Below are 16,748 nucleotides of genomic sequence, written 5' to 3'. Positions count from 1 at the left end.
ACATCTAACCCCTTTCATATGCCTGTGGATGCTCTATTCTCCATGGCGGCCCGAATTAATAAGAAGCGCTCCTTCCTGTTCGTCAGCAAGGTACTTGGCAAACATATCCCAGTCAATCCATACACTTCGCTATTAAGTGGGGCTGCATTAGGGCTGCTGTTATATCAGGAGATGAACGGTGATTCTACGGATAATGATTGTATGGAAGATTTATTGGATAAAGCAGTACACGGGCTGATTCACCCTGAGTTTGCCAAGGAGGCCTATCAGCATTTGTTAGCCGCACGGCTAGTTCTTCCTAGGCCTGTTGTCTTTATTGGCTTTGCTGAGACTGCAACTGCACTGGGACACAGTGTGTACAACATGTTTGCTGATGCAGCATCATATATTCATACTACGCGTGAACAAATTCTTAATTTGGAGTCGATTGTTAGCTTTGAAGAGGAGCATTCACATGCGGTTGACCATCTATGTTACGCCTTGAACGCTGAACTATTATCAGGGACTGAGCCGATTATACTGGTGGATGATGAGATTACAACCGGGAATACAGCAATCAATACGATCCGTGATATTCAGTCCAAATTCCCTCGGGAGGAATACGTAGTCGTTTCTATTTTGGATTGGAGGAGCGGTAACAATCTTCAGACCTACAGCGAATTAGAGCAGGAACTAGGGATTCGGATTAAGTCTTTGTGTTTGCTTCAGGGTAGTATTGAAGTAAAAGGGACTCCTTTGCTTAATGCTAGGAACGACAAAGATTTGTTATTGCCTTCAGTAGAATCCGAAGTGGTGACAACTTATGTAGAGGATGGTCTAGAACGTCTGCAGGTGACATCCATAGATTCATATGGTGATACGAACCCATCTCCTTATGTGAAACACAGCGGTCGTTTCGGACTGGAGTCACTGAATAATAATGATCTTGATGTAGGTGTAACCCGGATAGCGGCACAGCTTAGAGAACTACGAGAAGAAGATTCTAGGACTCTAGTGATGGGTGTAGGGGAATTTATGTATCTTCCTATGCGGATAGCGGCTGAAATGGGAGAAGGCATTTCATATCAGTCCTCTACTCGAAGTCCTATCCACCCTGAGCGTAGACCAGATTACGGGGTACATAGTGCTGCGGCATATCCTTCAGCTGGCGATCCGGAAATTACAAACTTTATTTATAATGTGGACCCCGATCAGTATGATGATATATTCGTGCTGATTGAGCGTGATGTACCGCATGAAAGAATGAAGCCTATGCTTGATATACTGAAGAAGCTGGCCCGCCATAAAGTGCATCTTATTGTACTGAGCCCTGAAGGAAGAAGTGGAGGCCCCCAGTATGAAGGGAACAAGTAATCATAAAATCATGGACAAAAAAATAGCAGAACCGGTTCCGCTAGGTAGCTATCCACCGTCAGATGTTACGTTTCTGCTCAAGGATCTTAGTGATGTTTCGCTAGAATTGGCGACGGAAGAAAGGGAAGAAGCAATTCAATCGGGTGTCCATTATTCTGAGATGCTGCCCGTTGAATATCAGCCTACCGAGCAGTATATTGAATTGTTTCGCGAGACGCTGCAGCAATCGGCTAAGAAGGTAGCTTTAGCTGTTGCCATTGTTTCTGAGATGATTGTCGCAAGAAGAGGGCTAGGTAGTGTGCTTGTCTCTTTAGCAAGAGCAGGAACACCCGTTGGTATACTGATTAAGCGTTATATAGCAGAGCGATACGAAGTAGATCTACCGCATTATAGTATTTCTATTATTCGGGGCAAGGGTATAGATGAGAACGCGCTAATCTACATCTTGCAAAAGCATGGACTTGATGCTGATTTGCAGTTTATCGATGGATGGACAGGAAAAGGGGCTATTCGTGGGGTACTGATAGATTCTTGCAACAGACTCTATGAGAAGTATGGTATTCGCTTAAATGATGATCTTGCCGTTTTGGCTGACCCTGGAAACTGCGCAGGCACGTTTGGGACTAGAGAAGACTATCTCATTCCTAGCGCCTGCTTAAATTCTACCGTGTCAGGGCTGATGAGCCGAACGGTGTTACACGCTGATCTCATTGGTCCTGAGGAATTTCATGGCTCAAAGTTTTATAAGGAGTGGCTGGATGCAGACGAGTCCAATGTATTTATTGATACCATTTGCCCGTATTTCCCTTCTGTAGTAGCAGAAGCGAAGAGCGTTTGCGAACAGATGCTGGAGCATCCGCCAGAAATCACTTGGCAGGGTCTTCGTGATATTCAGAGTATTCAGGAGACTTTCGGTATAGATAACATTAATCTGATCAAGCCGGGGGTTGGTGAAACAACCCGTGTACTACTGCGCAGAGTACCCTGGAAAATTCTTGTCGATACTATGGATAATCCGAATCTAAGGCATATTCTTCTCTTAGCGAAGGATAGGGGTGTTCCAGTTGAGATATTTCCTGGAATGACGTACTCCTGCTGCGGAATAATTAAGCCGCTGAAGGGGGAGACAGAATGATATATGCTAGTGATTTGGATCGTACTTTGATTTACTCTTTAGGTGCAATTGGTGTTCCGGAGAATACTCCGGGTCTAATTCCGGCGGAAATTATAGAGGGAAAGACGAGATCCTATATTTCGGAGCAAGCACTTCATCAGTTACTGGATCTTACCACACGGGTTATTTTTATCCCGGTTACTACGCGTACAATACAACAGTACAAGCGTATTAATCTGTTTCAAGAAACGGTCATACCTGACTATGCGGTTACAAGTAATGGAGGTAATATTCTAATCGGTGGTGTTGTGGATAGGGAATGGAGAGAATCAATCGGTAGATTGGTAGCTCGTCACTCTGCTGCGGCAGAAGAAGTTAGAACGTATATCAAGGCTGTTGTACGTGAGGATTGGATTATTAGCGAGCATTATTGTGATGATCTATTTTATTCCTTCATGGTTTATCGGGATCAGCTGCCTCTAGATGAAATCACCAATCTATCGGATCGGCTCTACAACCTCGGCTGGAGAGTTTCTTTACAAGGTCGCAAGCTGTACGCTGTGCCGGCAGCCGTGAACAAAAGCGATGCTATACTTCATTTGCGGCGCACAGTTCGCTCTGAACCTATGGTAGCCTCCGGGGATTCACTGCTAGATAAGAGTCTGCTTGAGAGTGCCGACTATGCTATTGCTCCTTGCCATGGCGAAATATTTGCAGAGCAGCAGAGTGGTCTTGTAAAATCAAGGTATCCATTTACCAAAGAATCAGGTGTTTTTGCTGGGGATGAGATTTTGCAGTATGTAAATATGATCTATAATAATTTAACTGCATTGGGAGTGGGGCCACTATGAAAAAGGTAAATATTTATTTCAATCGTTGGTTTTCCGTGGCTTACCATTATATGAATCTCCTCCGCAATAACGAGGATGGTATACCGGTTCAAATCTTTGCAACACACCCTGATATCCGCCATATGTCGCTACAAGGTGCTGATTTTGCTGAAACCGAGCCGGCGCTGAAGGGAATAGAATATGTTCAGTTTTGCGTTGATTTCTGTCGGCGTAATGAGATCGATGTTTTTATTCCTCGGTTGCACATGCTTGATATTGCTTTACATGTGGCAATGTTTGATGCGATTGGTACGAAGGTTCTGGTCTGCAGAGATCTTGATCTGCTGGAGTCCATTATGGACAAAGGTAAATTTTACGAGAATGTTAGTGAGCAGGGCATCATGAGTATCCCAGATTATCACGTGGTCAGTACAGCGGAGCAATTTAAAGAGGCTTACGAGGATCTTGTCGCCAAGGGACATCGTGTCTGCTTTAAGCCTACTGAAACAGAAGGTGGGTTAGGCTTCCGGATTATCGACAATAACCGTGATCCTCTTCAAGAGCTTTTTGGATATGTAACTCCATTGATTACGTTTGATGATGCCTATCGTATTCTTGCAAGCAGAACGACTTTCCCTGATTTGATGGTTATGGAATTGCTGGAAGGTTACGAGTATAGTATAGATTGTCTGGCAGATGATAACGGTAAGCTGTTAGTAGCGGTACCACGTCGTAAAGTGGGCGGTCGTCTGCGATTGATGGAACATATTCCGGAACTGGAGGAGATTGCGGCTAGAGTTGCAGAAGTTTATAAAATCCCCTTCAATTTCAATATTCAAATGAAATATAATGGAGATACTCCTAAGTTATTGGAAATTAACCCGCGAATGTCCGGCGGGCTGCATATGTCGTGTCTGTCAGGGATTAACTTTCCTTATCTAGCCGTCAAAAGCGCACTCGGTGGCGAGGTTCAGCCAATGAATTTTGAAGGAGATGTACTGGCCAGCCATCTGGAGCAGCCGATGATTATGAAAATAAACGGCGAATCCGTAATTCCGGATGCCGTGAATTGAGCGTTCATAAAGTCGCTCACAAGAGGTGAGAACAATTAAGTTTAAATCGAAAGTATTGCCTTACGCCGGAATCGGCTATGTTGTCGCTGTATTAACGAGCTCTTTTCTGCCTGAATTCATCTCTTTGCTGTTGCCTTTAGCGGGTGCGGGGATCGGTGCTCTGGTAACGAGAAGTCCAAGAACCAATCTACCGGCGGAGGTGTTGCCAGCAGGTCCGGTGACGGCACCTATTGCTTCGCCGCCCGCTGCGAGTGCTCCGCAATTAAATAACACGACAAATGATACTACATCAAGTAATCAAAGCTATGACGGTAGAACTGATGACGCTGTGAAGATTGGACCGGAGTTCGCCCCGGTTGTAGAGTATCTTAGCATTCTGGAAGATATGATTATCTCAGAAGGGCAAAAAGATACGCTGGACAATGAAATTGTCGAGAAATCGCTGGCGCTCTTCGCAAGACTTCAGCGTGTAATTCCACTGCTGCAGGAGCTGAATAACGGCGAGATTAATCATACGGTCCGTAGATTGATTCTGAAGGATTTGAATGGTGTAATCAACCCGTTCCTACGCCTAGGCGGTGAAGCGAAGACGAAGAATCGGAGAATGCTGCTGAACGGTCTAAGAGATGTCGATTCCAAAATATCGGATATCGCTTCCACGATCGAACATAAAGACCTGATGGAACTTCAGACGAAGGCGGAACTGATTCATCAGCGGTACAGCAGTTCCGAATTATAGGAGGGAATCCCATGTCCACGCAGTTGATCCAATTAAAAAAAGAAGATGAACAAAAGGTAGTCGAGGAAGCCGCACAATTGATTGAGAAGGTATCCCAAACGGATACAGTCACATTGGATTCCTTGATGGATGATATCGGCAAGCTTGGAGTTAAGACGCAGGAAAAGGCAGGTCAAACCCTTAAACTGCTGGATCGTCCAGTCAATGACCTAATGTCAGGTAAACGAGTTGAAGTACCTAACATGATTATGAAGCTGCGGAACGAGTGTGAGAATCTGCAGCAGAGTAAGAATGTGAGCTTCTTCGGTAAAATGTTGCGCAAGAGCCCGATGAAGAACTACGTGTACAAATATCAGTCGGTCCGCACCAACATTGATGCCATTATTACAGGGCTTCGCGATGGTAGAGATACCCTCGAAGAGAGTATCGTGAACATGCGTCAGTTGAAACGTACCTCCATGGAGGAGATCTATAACCTCCAGACCAAAATTGCCTTCGGCACTAAGTTAAAAGAACTGTTCGAGGTGGAGATTGCGAAGCCGGAGAATGAGTTCCGAAAAGCTTATCTGGAGCGTGGTCTGCGTAAGGTAATGGTTCGTATTCAGTCGATGACGGAGATGATTCTGCTGTACAATCAAGCGATTGCTGCTACAGATATCATTAACGACAATAATGATAAGCTGATCGATTCCGTGAATAACGCTATTGATAAGACCTCCAATCTGATCACAGTGTCAGCAATGATTGCGATGTCGTTAGCAGATCAGGAGAATGTCATCAACGCCGTAGAAGCAACGAATAAGACGATCGAAGATCAGTTTAAAGAAAATGCACGTCTGCTGCGTACCACTACGGAGAAAACGACCGAGTTGCTATCGAAGCCTTCTATGTCTATGGAAGCTGTGAATCAAGCGATCGGCGATCTGCTTAGCGCATTAGACACTTCAGAACAGTCCAACCGTCGTATTATTGAGAGCTGCCAGGATTATACGTCCAAAATGACGACGATCAATACCCAACTAGGCAATCGCTTAGGACTAAATGACGCGGACAAACCTCAGGCGCTGAAACAAGGTGAGGCTGAGAGTCAGCTGAGCAGTTTCTTGAATTAATTGTTTCTGACAATAATAGAAGTGCAAAGAATAGATCGAGAATCCTGTTGAGTTCATTCAACAGGATTCTTTGTATTACCAATACACAATCATAAAGCCCTATCCTTGCACATAAGTTGTCACAAGACTACATGTGGAGGAAGTGAGGATAGGCATATGATCTTAGGGTGCTTGATACTCGTGCTTATCATCGTAGCCAGTAGTGAAAGAGCAGAAGAGATTGCGAAAATGAATGAGGACACTTAGGATATTTACCATGATTTGGTTCAAGTAATTTCCAGCCGGTTATTGGGTATAATAACGCAAGATTGCACGATTAGCCCATAACTAGCTGGAAAACCCAAATTCCTAAGGAGGTCACATGGAGAACGAGGCGCTGCTTCACGTTGAACAATTAGCACTTAAGAAACAGAAGATCTTTCGGCAAAGTGTATTGCGCTATATTGCCAGAGCGATGCTGGCCAGTATGTTTATCGGGTTTGGTGTAATTGTATCGTTCAAGACAGGCAACTACTTCTACATGGAGCATTCGCCATTTGCGTATCCAATGGCTGCGATTACTTTTGGAGCAGCGATCATCCTAATCTCATACGGTGGGGGGGACTTATTTACCGGAGATACTTTTTATTACACGTACACGGCTTTGAGGCGCAAAATGAAATGGCCCGAGGTTGTACGCATGTGGGTCATGAGTTATATCGGTAATATTCTTGGTGCTACTGTATTTGCACTGTTGATTTTTTTAACAGGGCTGTTTTACAGTTCTGATGTAAATGGGTTTTTGTTATATGTAGTTGAGCATAAAATGAAGGCTCCAGCAGGTCAGCTCTTTTTCCGTGGGATCCTCTGTAATTGGCTCGTTTGTATGGCTTTTTTCATACCGATGAATATAAAAGGCGATGGGGCTAGGATGTTCGCGATGGTCTTATTCGTTTTCTGTTTTTTCATCTCTGGTTATGAGCATAGTATTGCCAATATGTGTACCTTTGCGATTGCACTAGTTCTTGATCATCCCGGAACGGTTTCTTGGGGTGGTGTGGTACATAATCTTGTGCCCGTTACAATCGGCAATCTAATTGGTGGTGGAGTTCTGATGGGTGGGATGTATTATTATGTGAACAAACCTTTTCTGGACGACACGAAGCATTAAGAACAAATAATGGTAATGCACAACTTCGCTCTTTACGAGGGCGGAGTTTTTTTGATGCAAGAAATTTCTACACCTTTGGGATATTTTGATTTATAAGGGTTGAAAAGGATTACAGGGAAAGAAGTAGAATACATAATTAGTATTGCAAAATTGAAGTTTCATACAGAATGGGGCAAAGGCTTTGGATATAACAACAGGGATACTGACTGACGAGACCATCATAAAGGCTTCTAATCAGCATTGTATTGATCAAGGGTTAGATCCTGAGCAACTGCCTATTTATACAAGGTGGTATTCTGAGGAAGTATTGAGTTCACAACTCAGCGTATATAGTGAAGTGATTGAGGTTATTGATTTTTTCGTAAACAAATTCTTATCTTCAGTAAAAGGTAATCCGATTCTTGTTGCAATTACGGATGATGCGGGTTATCTATTGGCATTCAAAGGGGATCCAACGATTATTGATCTCGTAGGGCAGGTAGGCATCAAAGAAGGCGTACAATTAAACAAAGAGGTAGGTACAAATTCAATTACTTTATGCCTCGAATACAAGCGTCCTTTTCAGTTGAAGGGACAAGACCATTTTCATAAAATTCTCCATCGCTTAGTGTGCTGTACGGCTCCTTTTTATAAAGAGGATGGACGCGAAATACTGGGAACGATATCATTTATGGCGGATATAGATGTGGCCCATCCCCACCTATTGCCTTTGCTTTGCACAATGGCTGACTCCATCGAACGCGAGATTTTGCTGCGTAGAGGGAATGCTGAGCTTCAGCTTTTAAATCGAATCTTATTGGATACCAATTACTTGGGTGTAATTATAACGGATGAACTCGGGACGATCGTCAATATAAATGAAAATTGCTTAACTATGCTTCATTTGGATGGTGAATATCAAGAATCTGTTATCGGAGCCAGTGTCTTCGAAATTCGGAATGTTGGCCCGTATTTTCAGCATGTCATTCTACTGCAAGAAGCATGTGCTGGGCTGGAAGTGATTCAGGAGAGCAACGGTTTGTTCGAGCATTATATGCTGGATGTACTTCCAGTTTATGATTCGAATGCATGCTTGGCTCGTGTGATTGGGAGTCTTCGTAATATTACAGAGATTAAAAAAACGGAAGAAGTGCTGCGCAATACAGAGAAGCTAGTGGTCGCAGGACAACTGGCCATGAGTATTGCGCATGAGATTCGAAATCCGCTGACTACAGTCAAAGGAATGCTTCAACTGGCCAATAAAAATTCGCATCTGCTGCACTATGATATCATTATGTCAGAAGTGGAAAGAATGAACCTCATTGTGAGTGAGTTCCTCATACTAGGTAAACCGCAGGCTGCGCATTATAAGATAGAACAATGTAGTACGATTCTGCAGGAAGTGCTCAGCATCTTTGCAATTCAAGTGGAGATGAATAATATATCGTTGAACACGCAAATCCATTATGATGCTAAGATCGTGTGTGACCGTAACCAGATCAAGCAGATCTTCCTGAACATCCTAAGAAATTCAATGGAAGCCTTGCCCTTTGGTGGGAACATTACAGTAGATCTAGATATGGATGACGGATTCCAGATGATTACCTTCACAGACAACGGAGAGGGTATGAACCAAGAAGTGCTGGAGAGATTAGGCGAGCCTTTTCACACAACCAGAGGCGACGGTAATGGACTAGGAATCATGATTGTTAAAAAAATAGTGTCTGCTCATAGAGGACGCGTGGCTATAGTTAGTGAAGAGAGAGTAGGTACAGCCGTTACGATTTATCTGCCTATAAAATAAAGGGCTTAACCCAATTTACATCTTCCAATATAGCGGCGCTTGTTCACAGAGTGTGCCTTCCAAATTGCCGCCTTCTTTACGCCAATATTCAATGCCACCGAGCATTTCTTTTACACGAAACCCTTGGGCGGCTAATTTAGCAGCTGCTTTGCTGGCGCCATTACAGGCTGGACCCCAGCAGTATAGCACAAGAACTTCTTCTCGGGAGAGAAGGGCATCTGGACGGATTCTGCCAGAAGGAAGGGAGATCGCTCCGGGAAGATGAGCCTCTTCGTAAGAACGACTATCTCGAACATCAATAAGCTTAAAGCCGCTTAAGTCCTCGCGCAGGTCATAGGCAACATCTGCAACATCCGTCTCGTAGGCTCCTTTAGCATTGAAATAGTGTGCTGCGGCTTCAGGTGTGGCGGCAGGGGGATTTAGGATTTGTGATTTTGGCTGTGATTTCATGATTATTCCTCCTTATGAACGGTTACGAGTTATTGTATAACGTATTTAGAATTGGAGTTATCTATAGTATTGGATACTAACTATCGAAATTTTTGATACATAGATGGGAGATGCCGTAATGGAGTTAATCTATTTGCGCACCTTTTGCGAAGTGGTCTCCTGTGGCAGTTACACACGAGCAGCGGAGAAGCTCGGTTATGCTCAATCCAGTATTACTGCACAAATTGCTAAGTTAGAAAAAGAATACGGAGCAACATTGCTGGAGCGGTCCGGAAGAGGAATGGTCCCTACGTTCGCTGGTAACAGCTTGTTGCCATATGCACGGCAGATGCTGTTATTAAATGAAGAAGCCAAGGAAGTCATCTCCGGGGGGCATAAAGGTGAACTTATTATTGGTGCTATAGAGACGCTGGCAGCATATTATTTGCCGCATCGGCTCTATCGTTATAGAAATGAATATCCGGGCATTCAACTAAGAGTTCAACCGGGCTCGGAAGTAGACATTCTCAGTGCAGTAGCTAATAAGTCTGCTGATTGTGGACTGATTTTCGATATGCCATATGTGTCGGAGGAACTGGCAACACTTCCGTTAAGACAGGAACAGTTGTATATTGTTGTGCATTCTGAGCATCCGTTAGCCCTGGAGACTGAAATTCAGCCTGTTCAGCTGCAGGGTATACCGCTTATCCTTACAGAAGATACGTGCACTTATCGAAGATATTTACTGCATCTGCTTAAGGGGTCGGATGTGCATACCCATATAGATATGGAATTCGGGAATTTAGAAGCAATCAAGCAGGCGGTCAAGCATCGGTGGGGAGCGGCATTTTTACCCGGTTATGCGGTTGAGGAGGAGAGGCAGACAGGAGAACTGAAGGCGATTCCTCTAATAGGTAACCATAGTGAGTTCTACATTCAGCTCATTTATCGTAAGGAACGTTGGATTTCTCCAGCTTTTAATACATTCATTCAACAAATGAAACAGCAATAATTTATGATTAAAAAGACTCTTCCGCCCAAGTAGGCTGGAAGAGTCTTTGGGTTGGAGATGGACTACCACTTGGAACCGCCCGATGAATTTCCGCCGGACTTCCCTCCGCCACCACCCCAAGAAGATCCGCCGGAGGATTTGCCGCCGTTGCCGCCACCACCCCAGGAAGAACCACCGGAGGAATGACCTCCACCGAATCCACCCGAGGAAGGGGGACCGGAGGACATCCGTTTATGGGCCTGTGCTCGACGTTGCTGTTCTCTCATCAAAGCTAATTGAGCTAGCCGTTCTTCCTCTTCCTTCTGACGAACGAGTCGGTTCGCTTCATTCACAAAGGAAGTGATCTGCGAATCATAAGAACGGCCAAGTGATTCCAGTTCCTCAAGATTGTATGGCCGGGATGCCAAACGATGTTCCAGTGCACTGTATTCCGGCAGTAAGGATAGCTCAAAGCGAATTCTAGAAGATAACCCTCTGCTATGCAGCATTCGCTGAGTCGTTTCCACCCGGCTTTGCCCTTCGGAGAACAGGCGAGTGACTTTAGCTAGTCTTTCATGGAGTGCATTTAGACTTTCCGAGACGTCATCGAACTGTCTTGCAGCCTCATCTTGTAAGGATAGCAATTGCTCAAGCGCCTTGTGCGCCTTGTCATATTCGCCGCGCTCATCGCTGGTCCAAGTCTCAATCTGCGCCACTTCACTTGCGCCTTCGCGTAGGCGCGTGCTCCAATCTGTCAGGATGCTCTCCACAGATGCTATGTGTATCTCTTCGAAATGTAAGCGCGCTTCTGTAATCCGGCTCTGCAGTCCGTCTCGATGCTGCTTTAATTGACTCCATTTGGTGCGGAATGTCTCCAAATCTCTGCGATTGTTCTGCCGAAGAAGTGCTTGCTGTTCTGTCATAACAACAGCCTCATCTAGGAGAAGATCAAGATTGGCGCCAATTCTGCGCACCTCATCCATATCTCCTGTGCGTAGCGGCGCTTCAAGAGTCAACGACTCTGCGCGGGCCTGCTCCAGACGGTCGTACGGTTTTACCTTCATGTTGTGAAGTGAATTCTGTTCGATGATGCTTGTGATTTTCGCACGGGCTGCAGCTAATACCGTAGGGAAATTGTTTAGCTTATCATCATAAAGATCGACATCCTTCAGATCTTGTTCAAGCTTTTCTTGTCGTTCCTGTGCATCCTCGGTAATTTCTTGTGCAGCTATAGGATCAAAAAGCTCCAACTGATCGGCCTTTGAGGTCTCCTCGGCAAGCTCCTTAAGCTCTTCTACAATTTCTTGAAGTGCATAACCAGTTTCGTTAACCGCATCTTGCAGCTGCTCTTCAAGCTCTGGCGTATCCTCTTTCAGCTCAGTAATTCGCTGTTTAACATTGCGATCCGCTTCACTGATGACAGCAATATTCTTCTCTTCCTCCTCAAGAGCTGCGCGTAAGGAGGCTTCTGTCTGCTGCAATTGTTTCACTGCTGCCTTAAGGGCAGTCAAACGATAGAAGAGTGGCAATACACCTTGCCCATCACTTTGCAGCGCAGAGATTTCAACGAGCTTTGCAGAGAGTCGTTTTGAAATGCCTTCCACCAGCACCTCGGTTTTCCCTTGAACGATCCCTTGAAATGGCTTTAATGACTCCAGTGCTCGATTCGCTCGTACTAGCAAATTGGATAACTGCTCCTGTTGTTCGCTTAGCTGTTTACGTCGGCGTAGACCTGTGATCACAATAAAAAGTACAAGTAGTATTAGTACGATTCCGATTAGAATGGCGGCAATCGTAATTATGGAGCTACTGGAGCGGTTTCCAGTGCTGACAGAAGCTCCAGGATTACTGGAGGTTCCATTGCCTGTAGCGCTGTCCGTACTACCAACTACGCTACCACTTCCTGAGCCTCCTCCAGCATTTCCGGTGCTTTCCCCGATGGAATGGGTCGCTTTAATTAAAGCCTTAGTCCCTCCGGCGAAGTCTCCTTCTCTGGCATAAGGAATGAAATAAGTGTCGAGTAACGCTGTGATGGCAGCACTTCCGGAGGCCCCTCCCTGACTCTGGGACCAGGCGTTTAACGAAGCTTGAAAGCCTGGGTTGTTGAAATTCAGTTCAATGGACTGATCGCCAGCAGAGATCAGCAAGAGAATATCTCGTGTGGACAGTCCCCATGAGGCGTAAGTATCATCTGCGTATTTATCCGCCGGAGTACCATTTAAGGAATCTACAGTGAGTACATGCATAGTAACGAGATCTCCAGTGGCGGCAGCAGAAATGGACGTCGTTTCTGCGGAACTAAACATTCCAGCGTTATCGGTAACTAATCCTTGCTGTGCAGGGATATCGGCGGCGTATGCACCGGGTACCCATAACACGCTGATCAATAAGAATAAAGCTATATACTTTTTCAAGCTGACACGCTCCGATCTGAAGGACTTTGTATTCAATATATTATGCTGATAATTATACTATATCATTAACCATCAGGTGATCCGGAGATACCCCTATCTTACATGATCGCGAATCATATCAGCTCAAAAAAAGCCGCACTCCCTAAAAGGAATGCGGCGAATATTCAGAATTATTATCTTGTTGGCAGACAGAGGATGTATTGCAATCTGGATTTAATTTCCTTTTGCCATTTCAAATCTCCAACTTTAACGGCAAGATTGAGCAGATCCAGATAATCGTCAACCTGCAGTGTTGTTCGGGTAGAGGTAACGTTCATGGGCGATCAGTCTCCTTTAACTCAAATATAGTAAAATGAAATTAATAACATCTTTAATAATGATAATCATTATCAACTTGTATCATTATTGTTATTATCCACATTTTCCATCTAAAAAGCAATATAAAAATGTAGACTTCGAAATTTTATGTAATTTGTAAAGGGGAGGATTCACCGTTGGGATTTGCGTATATTGTGTGACAAAGAAAGGAAAAGCAGGGATATTGACATATTTTGTCGAATATAATTAAGGATATTACTGTAAAATCAGTAAAAAGGGGGGGATGGCGATGAAGCAGTGCAAACTGTTGCTTCTGATTAGCATTCTGTTTATGCTCTTACCTCCTACTGCCATTCACGCCGAAAGAAAGGAGATAGAATATCAAGTAGAACTGGAATACCCACCATATAAATATATGGAAGATGGGCACATGACCGGTTTTGATATTGATTTGAGTAGCTTGATCTTTGAGAAGCAGGATTACGACGTCCACTATAGCTCAGGGAAGTGGGCTGATGTGTATAGTCGGCTGGTTCAGGGAGATATCGAAACAGCGGGTCTAATGGCAATAACCGAAAGACGAAAACAAGAGTTGTTATTTTCAGAAACTGTTTTCAAAAGTTATATTTCCATCTACGCAAGGCGAGGGCTTAAGGGTGAGATCGATTTAAACACGCTGGGAAGTTATAAGATAGGGCTAGGGAACGGGCAGTATTCTGAAACGGTACTAAAAGGGACGCTGGGGATTACTGATTACGTAGAATATGCAACGATTCCTGAGGCTTTGGATGCTTTAGAAAAAGGGGAAATCGACCTTCTATTTGAGAATCAGGAGGTGGTCGATTATCTGCTTGTCGCTCAGGGGAAGACGGACAGTGTTATAAAGGAACTGAGCGATCTCTACCCCAGGGATGTAGCTTTTGCAATCAATAAGTCCAATCCGGAGTTAGTTTCTTATATGAACGAGAGATTGGAGGAATTACAGCAATCGGGTGCTTTTGAAGAATTGTACCAGAACTATTTCTTCGTTCATTCTGATTATTATAAGGGCATGATTCACAAGAGAATCGTTTACGGAGCAATCCTTCTATTCGGTCTTCTTATATTAGGTGCAGTCCTGCTTAAAATGTATATTAACCGTTTACGGCGGGCCATTTATTCGGAACAACAATTTTATGAAGATGTAGTAGAACATAGTGGAATGTTGGTTTGGGCAGTGCAGGCAGATAACAAGATCGTACGATTTAACAAGTACGCTGAGCGGATGACGGGATTAAGCGCGAAAGAGGTCCTGGGAAAAAACATTGGGGATATTGTTGGTTTAATAGGTAGCACGGCTGTCATGCGGGATCTACTGAAACGGGCAGTACAGCATGTTAATGTTAGTAACGTAGAGCTTAAACTCCCAGACCATTCACCTGAACCACGAAATTTCTCATTTCGGACGGCTTTGTTAAAAGGACTCGATAAGAAGTCCAATGATATCTTTGTTCTTGTAGGCGTGGATATTGAAGATTGTAAACAAAACGAGCTGAGACTGCAGCAAAGTTATAAGGAACTGGAAGCTACTTACGAAGAATTGTCAGCGGCAGAGGTCGAGCTGCAGGAGCAATTTGATAAGCTACAAGTAAGTGATCGACGGTACCGTCTTGTATTAGAAGGTTCAGGGGCATATCTGTGGGAGCTTGATTGGAAGACGGGCCGTCTTAATCTACCCGATCGATGGTACGAACTAGTAGGCTATACGAGGGATGAAATCAACTCGTTCGAACTAGGAGCATTTAGCATTGTTCATCCCGAAGACCATGTGTCATCCTACAAGGCTAAACAAGATCATCTGAACGGATTGACGCCTATCTACGAGACGGTATACCGCATGCGGACTAAGGATAATCAAACGAGATGGTTTGAAGTAAGCGGAAAGGCTATCTCTAGTTCAAAGGATGAAGATCGGTTATTTATAGGCTCCTTGATTGATATCACCGAGCAGAAGCAAGCAGAGCTCAAACTGAGTAACAGTTACCAAGAACTAGAGGCGACTTATGAGCAGCTTACGACCACTCAACAGGGGCTTCTAGTACAATATAATATGCTTCTAGAGAATCAGAAGCATATGCATCGACTGGCTTATGTGGATGAGCTTAGTAATTTACCCAACCGTTTATGTCTGCTAGAGACCATGGAGAAATACCTACAGCGTCCGGATGGTAAATTCGCACTACTATTTCTAGATACAGATAATTTTAAATACATCAACGATACCTTGGGTCATAAATCCGGAGATGTACTCATTCGGAAGGCTAGTGAGAGATTGCAGTCGCTGATGCGGGAAGGAGATATGCTTTCTCGGCTAGGTGGAGATGAATTTGTTATTTTCATTAAAGATACAGAGGACCATGAGGATGTATTGAACCTGGCAGAGCGTATAATGAGAGCGTTCAGGCAGTCCTTTTTAATAGGAGAGAGCAATCTGTACGTCTCGATAAGCATAGGAATTTCCTTCTATCCAGACGATGGAGAGACGACCGAGCAAATTTTGAGCAATGCGGATGTGGCTATGTACCGTGCTAAAGAGGACGGCAAGGGAACCTATGTAGTATATGACAAATCGATGCATAGAGCATTTAACGAACGAATGACTATAGAGAAGCATTTACGAAGTGCCATGAATAAGAATGAATTTGAACTGTACTATCAGCCACAGTTGGAAATTCAGTCTGGATTAATCTCTGGCTTTGAATCCTTAATTCGTTGGAATAGCCCAGCTCTTGGCTTTGTATCCCCACTTTCATTTATAAAAATTGCTGAGGATTCGAGGCTCATTATCTATATTGGTGAATGGGTGCTTCGCGAATCTTGCATTTTTATGAAAGGCATTCAAGATTATACAGGTGTTCCTTATCAAATATCGGTTAACATATCCATTATTCAGCTATTGGAAGATGACTTTATCGAGATGGTGCAGAATAGTCTGGCTGAAAGTGGGCTTAAGCCTAGCTGTCTTGAGCTGGAAATCACGGAATCTATTTTTTTGGAGTCGTTTGAGAGTATAGTTAGTAAGCTGCAATTCCTCAAGTCCAAGGGCATTCGTATCGCTCTGGATGATTTCGGAACGGGTTATTCATCGCTTAGTTATTTGCAGCAATTGCCAATTTCAACGCTTAAGATGGATAAAGCCTTCATTGATTCACTCTCGGAAAAAGATTACAGCCAGTCGTTTGTAGAGACGATTATACAGCTGGGGCATAATATGGGGCTGGAGGTCGTAGCGGAAGGTGTAGAAGAGGTCAGTCAGATGGACTTTCTCAAAGAATCAGGCTGTGATAAGATTCAAGGCTTCCTAATTAGCAGACCTGTACCAAAAGAGGCCGTAGTAGGGCTTTTGGTACCACAGAGGAGCTACGGGATTTAGCTGTCAGATTCAAAATTGAAGATGAGCACA

At 44.1% G+C, this 16,748-nt stretch carries 13 protein-coding genes; 10 read left to right on the top strand and 3 right to left on the bottom strand.

All coding sequences use genetic code 11. From position 1 onward, the window contains the following. Window positions 1-42 precede the first annotated feature (42 nt). The 8 genes from NSS67_RS00610 (at window position 43) to NSS67_RS00575 (ending at window position 9,154) form a co-directional block, all read left to right on the top strand. On the top strand, window positions 43-1,353 hold the full coding sequence (locus NSS67_RS00610) for a phosphoribosyltransferase family protein (protein ID WP_339320459.1): 1,311 nt from the start codon (window positions 43-45) through the stop codon (window positions 1,351-1,353). Next, window positions 1,337-2,488 (top strand): cysteine protease StiP family protein, encoded by a 1,152-nt coding sequence (locus NSS67_RS00605; RefSeq protein ID WP_339317861.1) that lies wholly within the window; start codon window positions 1,337-1,339, stop codon window positions 2,486-2,488. Before NSS67_RS00610 ends, NSS67_RS00605 begins: the two co-directional genes overlap by 17 nt. Then, the gene (locus NSS67_RS00600; RefSeq protein ID WP_339317860.1) at window positions 2,485-3,318 is read left to right on the top strand and encodes an HAD family hydrolase; all 834 of its coding nucleotides are present in this window, start codon (window positions 2,485-2,487) and stop codon (window positions 3,316-3,318) included. Before NSS67_RS00605 ends, NSS67_RS00600 begins: the two co-directional genes overlap by 4 nt. Beyond that, window positions 3,315-4,370, top strand: coding sequence for an ATP-grasp domain-containing protein (locus tag NSS67_RS00595; RefSeq protein ID WP_339317859.1), 1,056 nt, complete (start codon window positions 3,315-3,317; stop codon window positions 4,368-4,370). The genes NSS67_RS00600 and NSS67_RS00595 overlap by 4 nt, the downstream gene beginning before the upstream one ends. Window positions 4,371-4,404: 34 nt before the next feature. Then, complete coding sequence (locus NSS67_RS00590) at window positions 4,405-5,109, top strand: hypothetical protein (protein WP_339320458.1); 705 nt, start codon at window positions 4,405-4,407, stop codon at window positions 5,107-5,109. A gap of 11 nt (window positions 5,110-5,120) precedes the next feature. Then, the gene (locus NSS67_RS00585) at window positions 5,121-6,221 is read left to right on the top strand and encodes a toxic anion resistance protein (protein ID WP_339317858.1); all 1,101 of its coding nucleotides are present in this window, start codon (window positions 5,121-5,123) and stop codon (window positions 6,219-6,221) included. A 361-nt stretch (window positions 6,222-6,582) separates the two neighbouring features. Then, complete coding sequence (locus NSS67_RS00580; protein ID WP_339317857.1) at window positions 6,583-7,371, top strand: formate/nitrite transporter family protein; 789 nt, start codon at window positions 6,583-6,585, stop codon at window positions 7,369-7,371. 181 nt (window positions 7,372-7,552) lie between these two features. Next, on the top strand, window positions 7,553-9,154 hold the full coding sequence (locus NSS67_RS00575) for an ATP-binding protein (RefSeq protein ID WP_339317856.1): 1,602 nt from the start codon (window positions 7,553-7,555) through the stop codon (window positions 9,152-9,154). Between the two features lie 15 nt (window positions 9,155-9,169). On the opposite strand, the gene NSS67_RS00570 is transcribed toward NSS67_RS00575, so the two are convergent. Further along, window positions 9,170-9,604 carry a rhodanese-like domain-containing protein gene (locus NSS67_RS00570; protein WP_339317855.1) on the bottom strand — a complete coding sequence of 145 codons (435 nt, stop codon included), beginning with the start codon at window positions 9,602-9,604 and terminating at the stop codon, window positions 9,170-9,172. A gap of 118 nt (window positions 9,605-9,722) precedes the next feature. Here NSS67_RS00570 and NSS67_RS00565 point away from each other — a divergent pair, with 118 nt between their 5' ends. Beyond that, window positions 9,723-10,595: a LysR family transcriptional regulator gene (locus NSS67_RS00565; protein WP_339317854.1), complete on the top strand. Its 873-nt coding sequence runs from the start codon at window positions 9,723-9,725 to the stop codon at window positions 10,593-10,595. Window positions 10,596-10,657: 62 nt separating this feature from the next. On the opposite strand, the gene NSS67_RS00560 is transcribed toward NSS67_RS00565, so the two are convergent. Both NSS67_RS00560 and NSS67_RS00555 read right to left on the bottom strand, forming a co-directional pair. Continuing rightward, complete coding sequence (locus tag NSS67_RS00560; protein ID WP_339317853.1) at window positions 10,658-12,988, bottom strand: septation ring formation regulator EzrA; 2,331 nt, start codon at window positions 12,986-12,988, stop codon at window positions 10,658-10,660. A gap of 173 nt (window positions 12,989-13,161) precedes the next feature. After that, window positions 13,162-13,305 carry a hypothetical protein gene (locus tag NSS67_RS00555; RefSeq protein ID WP_167348483.1) on the bottom strand — a complete coding sequence of 48 codons (144 nt, stop codon included), beginning with the start codon at window positions 13,303-13,305 and terminating at the stop codon, window positions 13,162-13,164. Between the two features lie 290 nt (window positions 13,306-13,595). Here NSS67_RS00555 and NSS67_RS00550 point away from each other — a divergent pair, with 290 nt between their 5' ends. Then, window positions 13,596-16,718: an EAL domain-containing protein gene (locus tag NSS67_RS00550; protein WP_339317852.1), complete on the top strand. Its 3,123-nt coding sequence runs from the start codon at window positions 13,596-13,598 to the stop codon at window positions 16,716-16,718. The last annotated feature ends 30 nt before the right edge of the window (window positions 16,719-16,748 follow it).

Origin of the sequence: Paenibacillus sp. FSL R10-2734 (assembly GCF_037963865.1) — a bacterium.
GTDB lineage: Bacteria > Bacillota > Bacilli > Paenibacillales > Paenibacillaceae > Paenibacillus_AQ.
The sequence above is the reverse complement of the archived record's forward strand: the minus strand, read 5'-3'. Positions and strand labels throughout refer to the sequence as shown.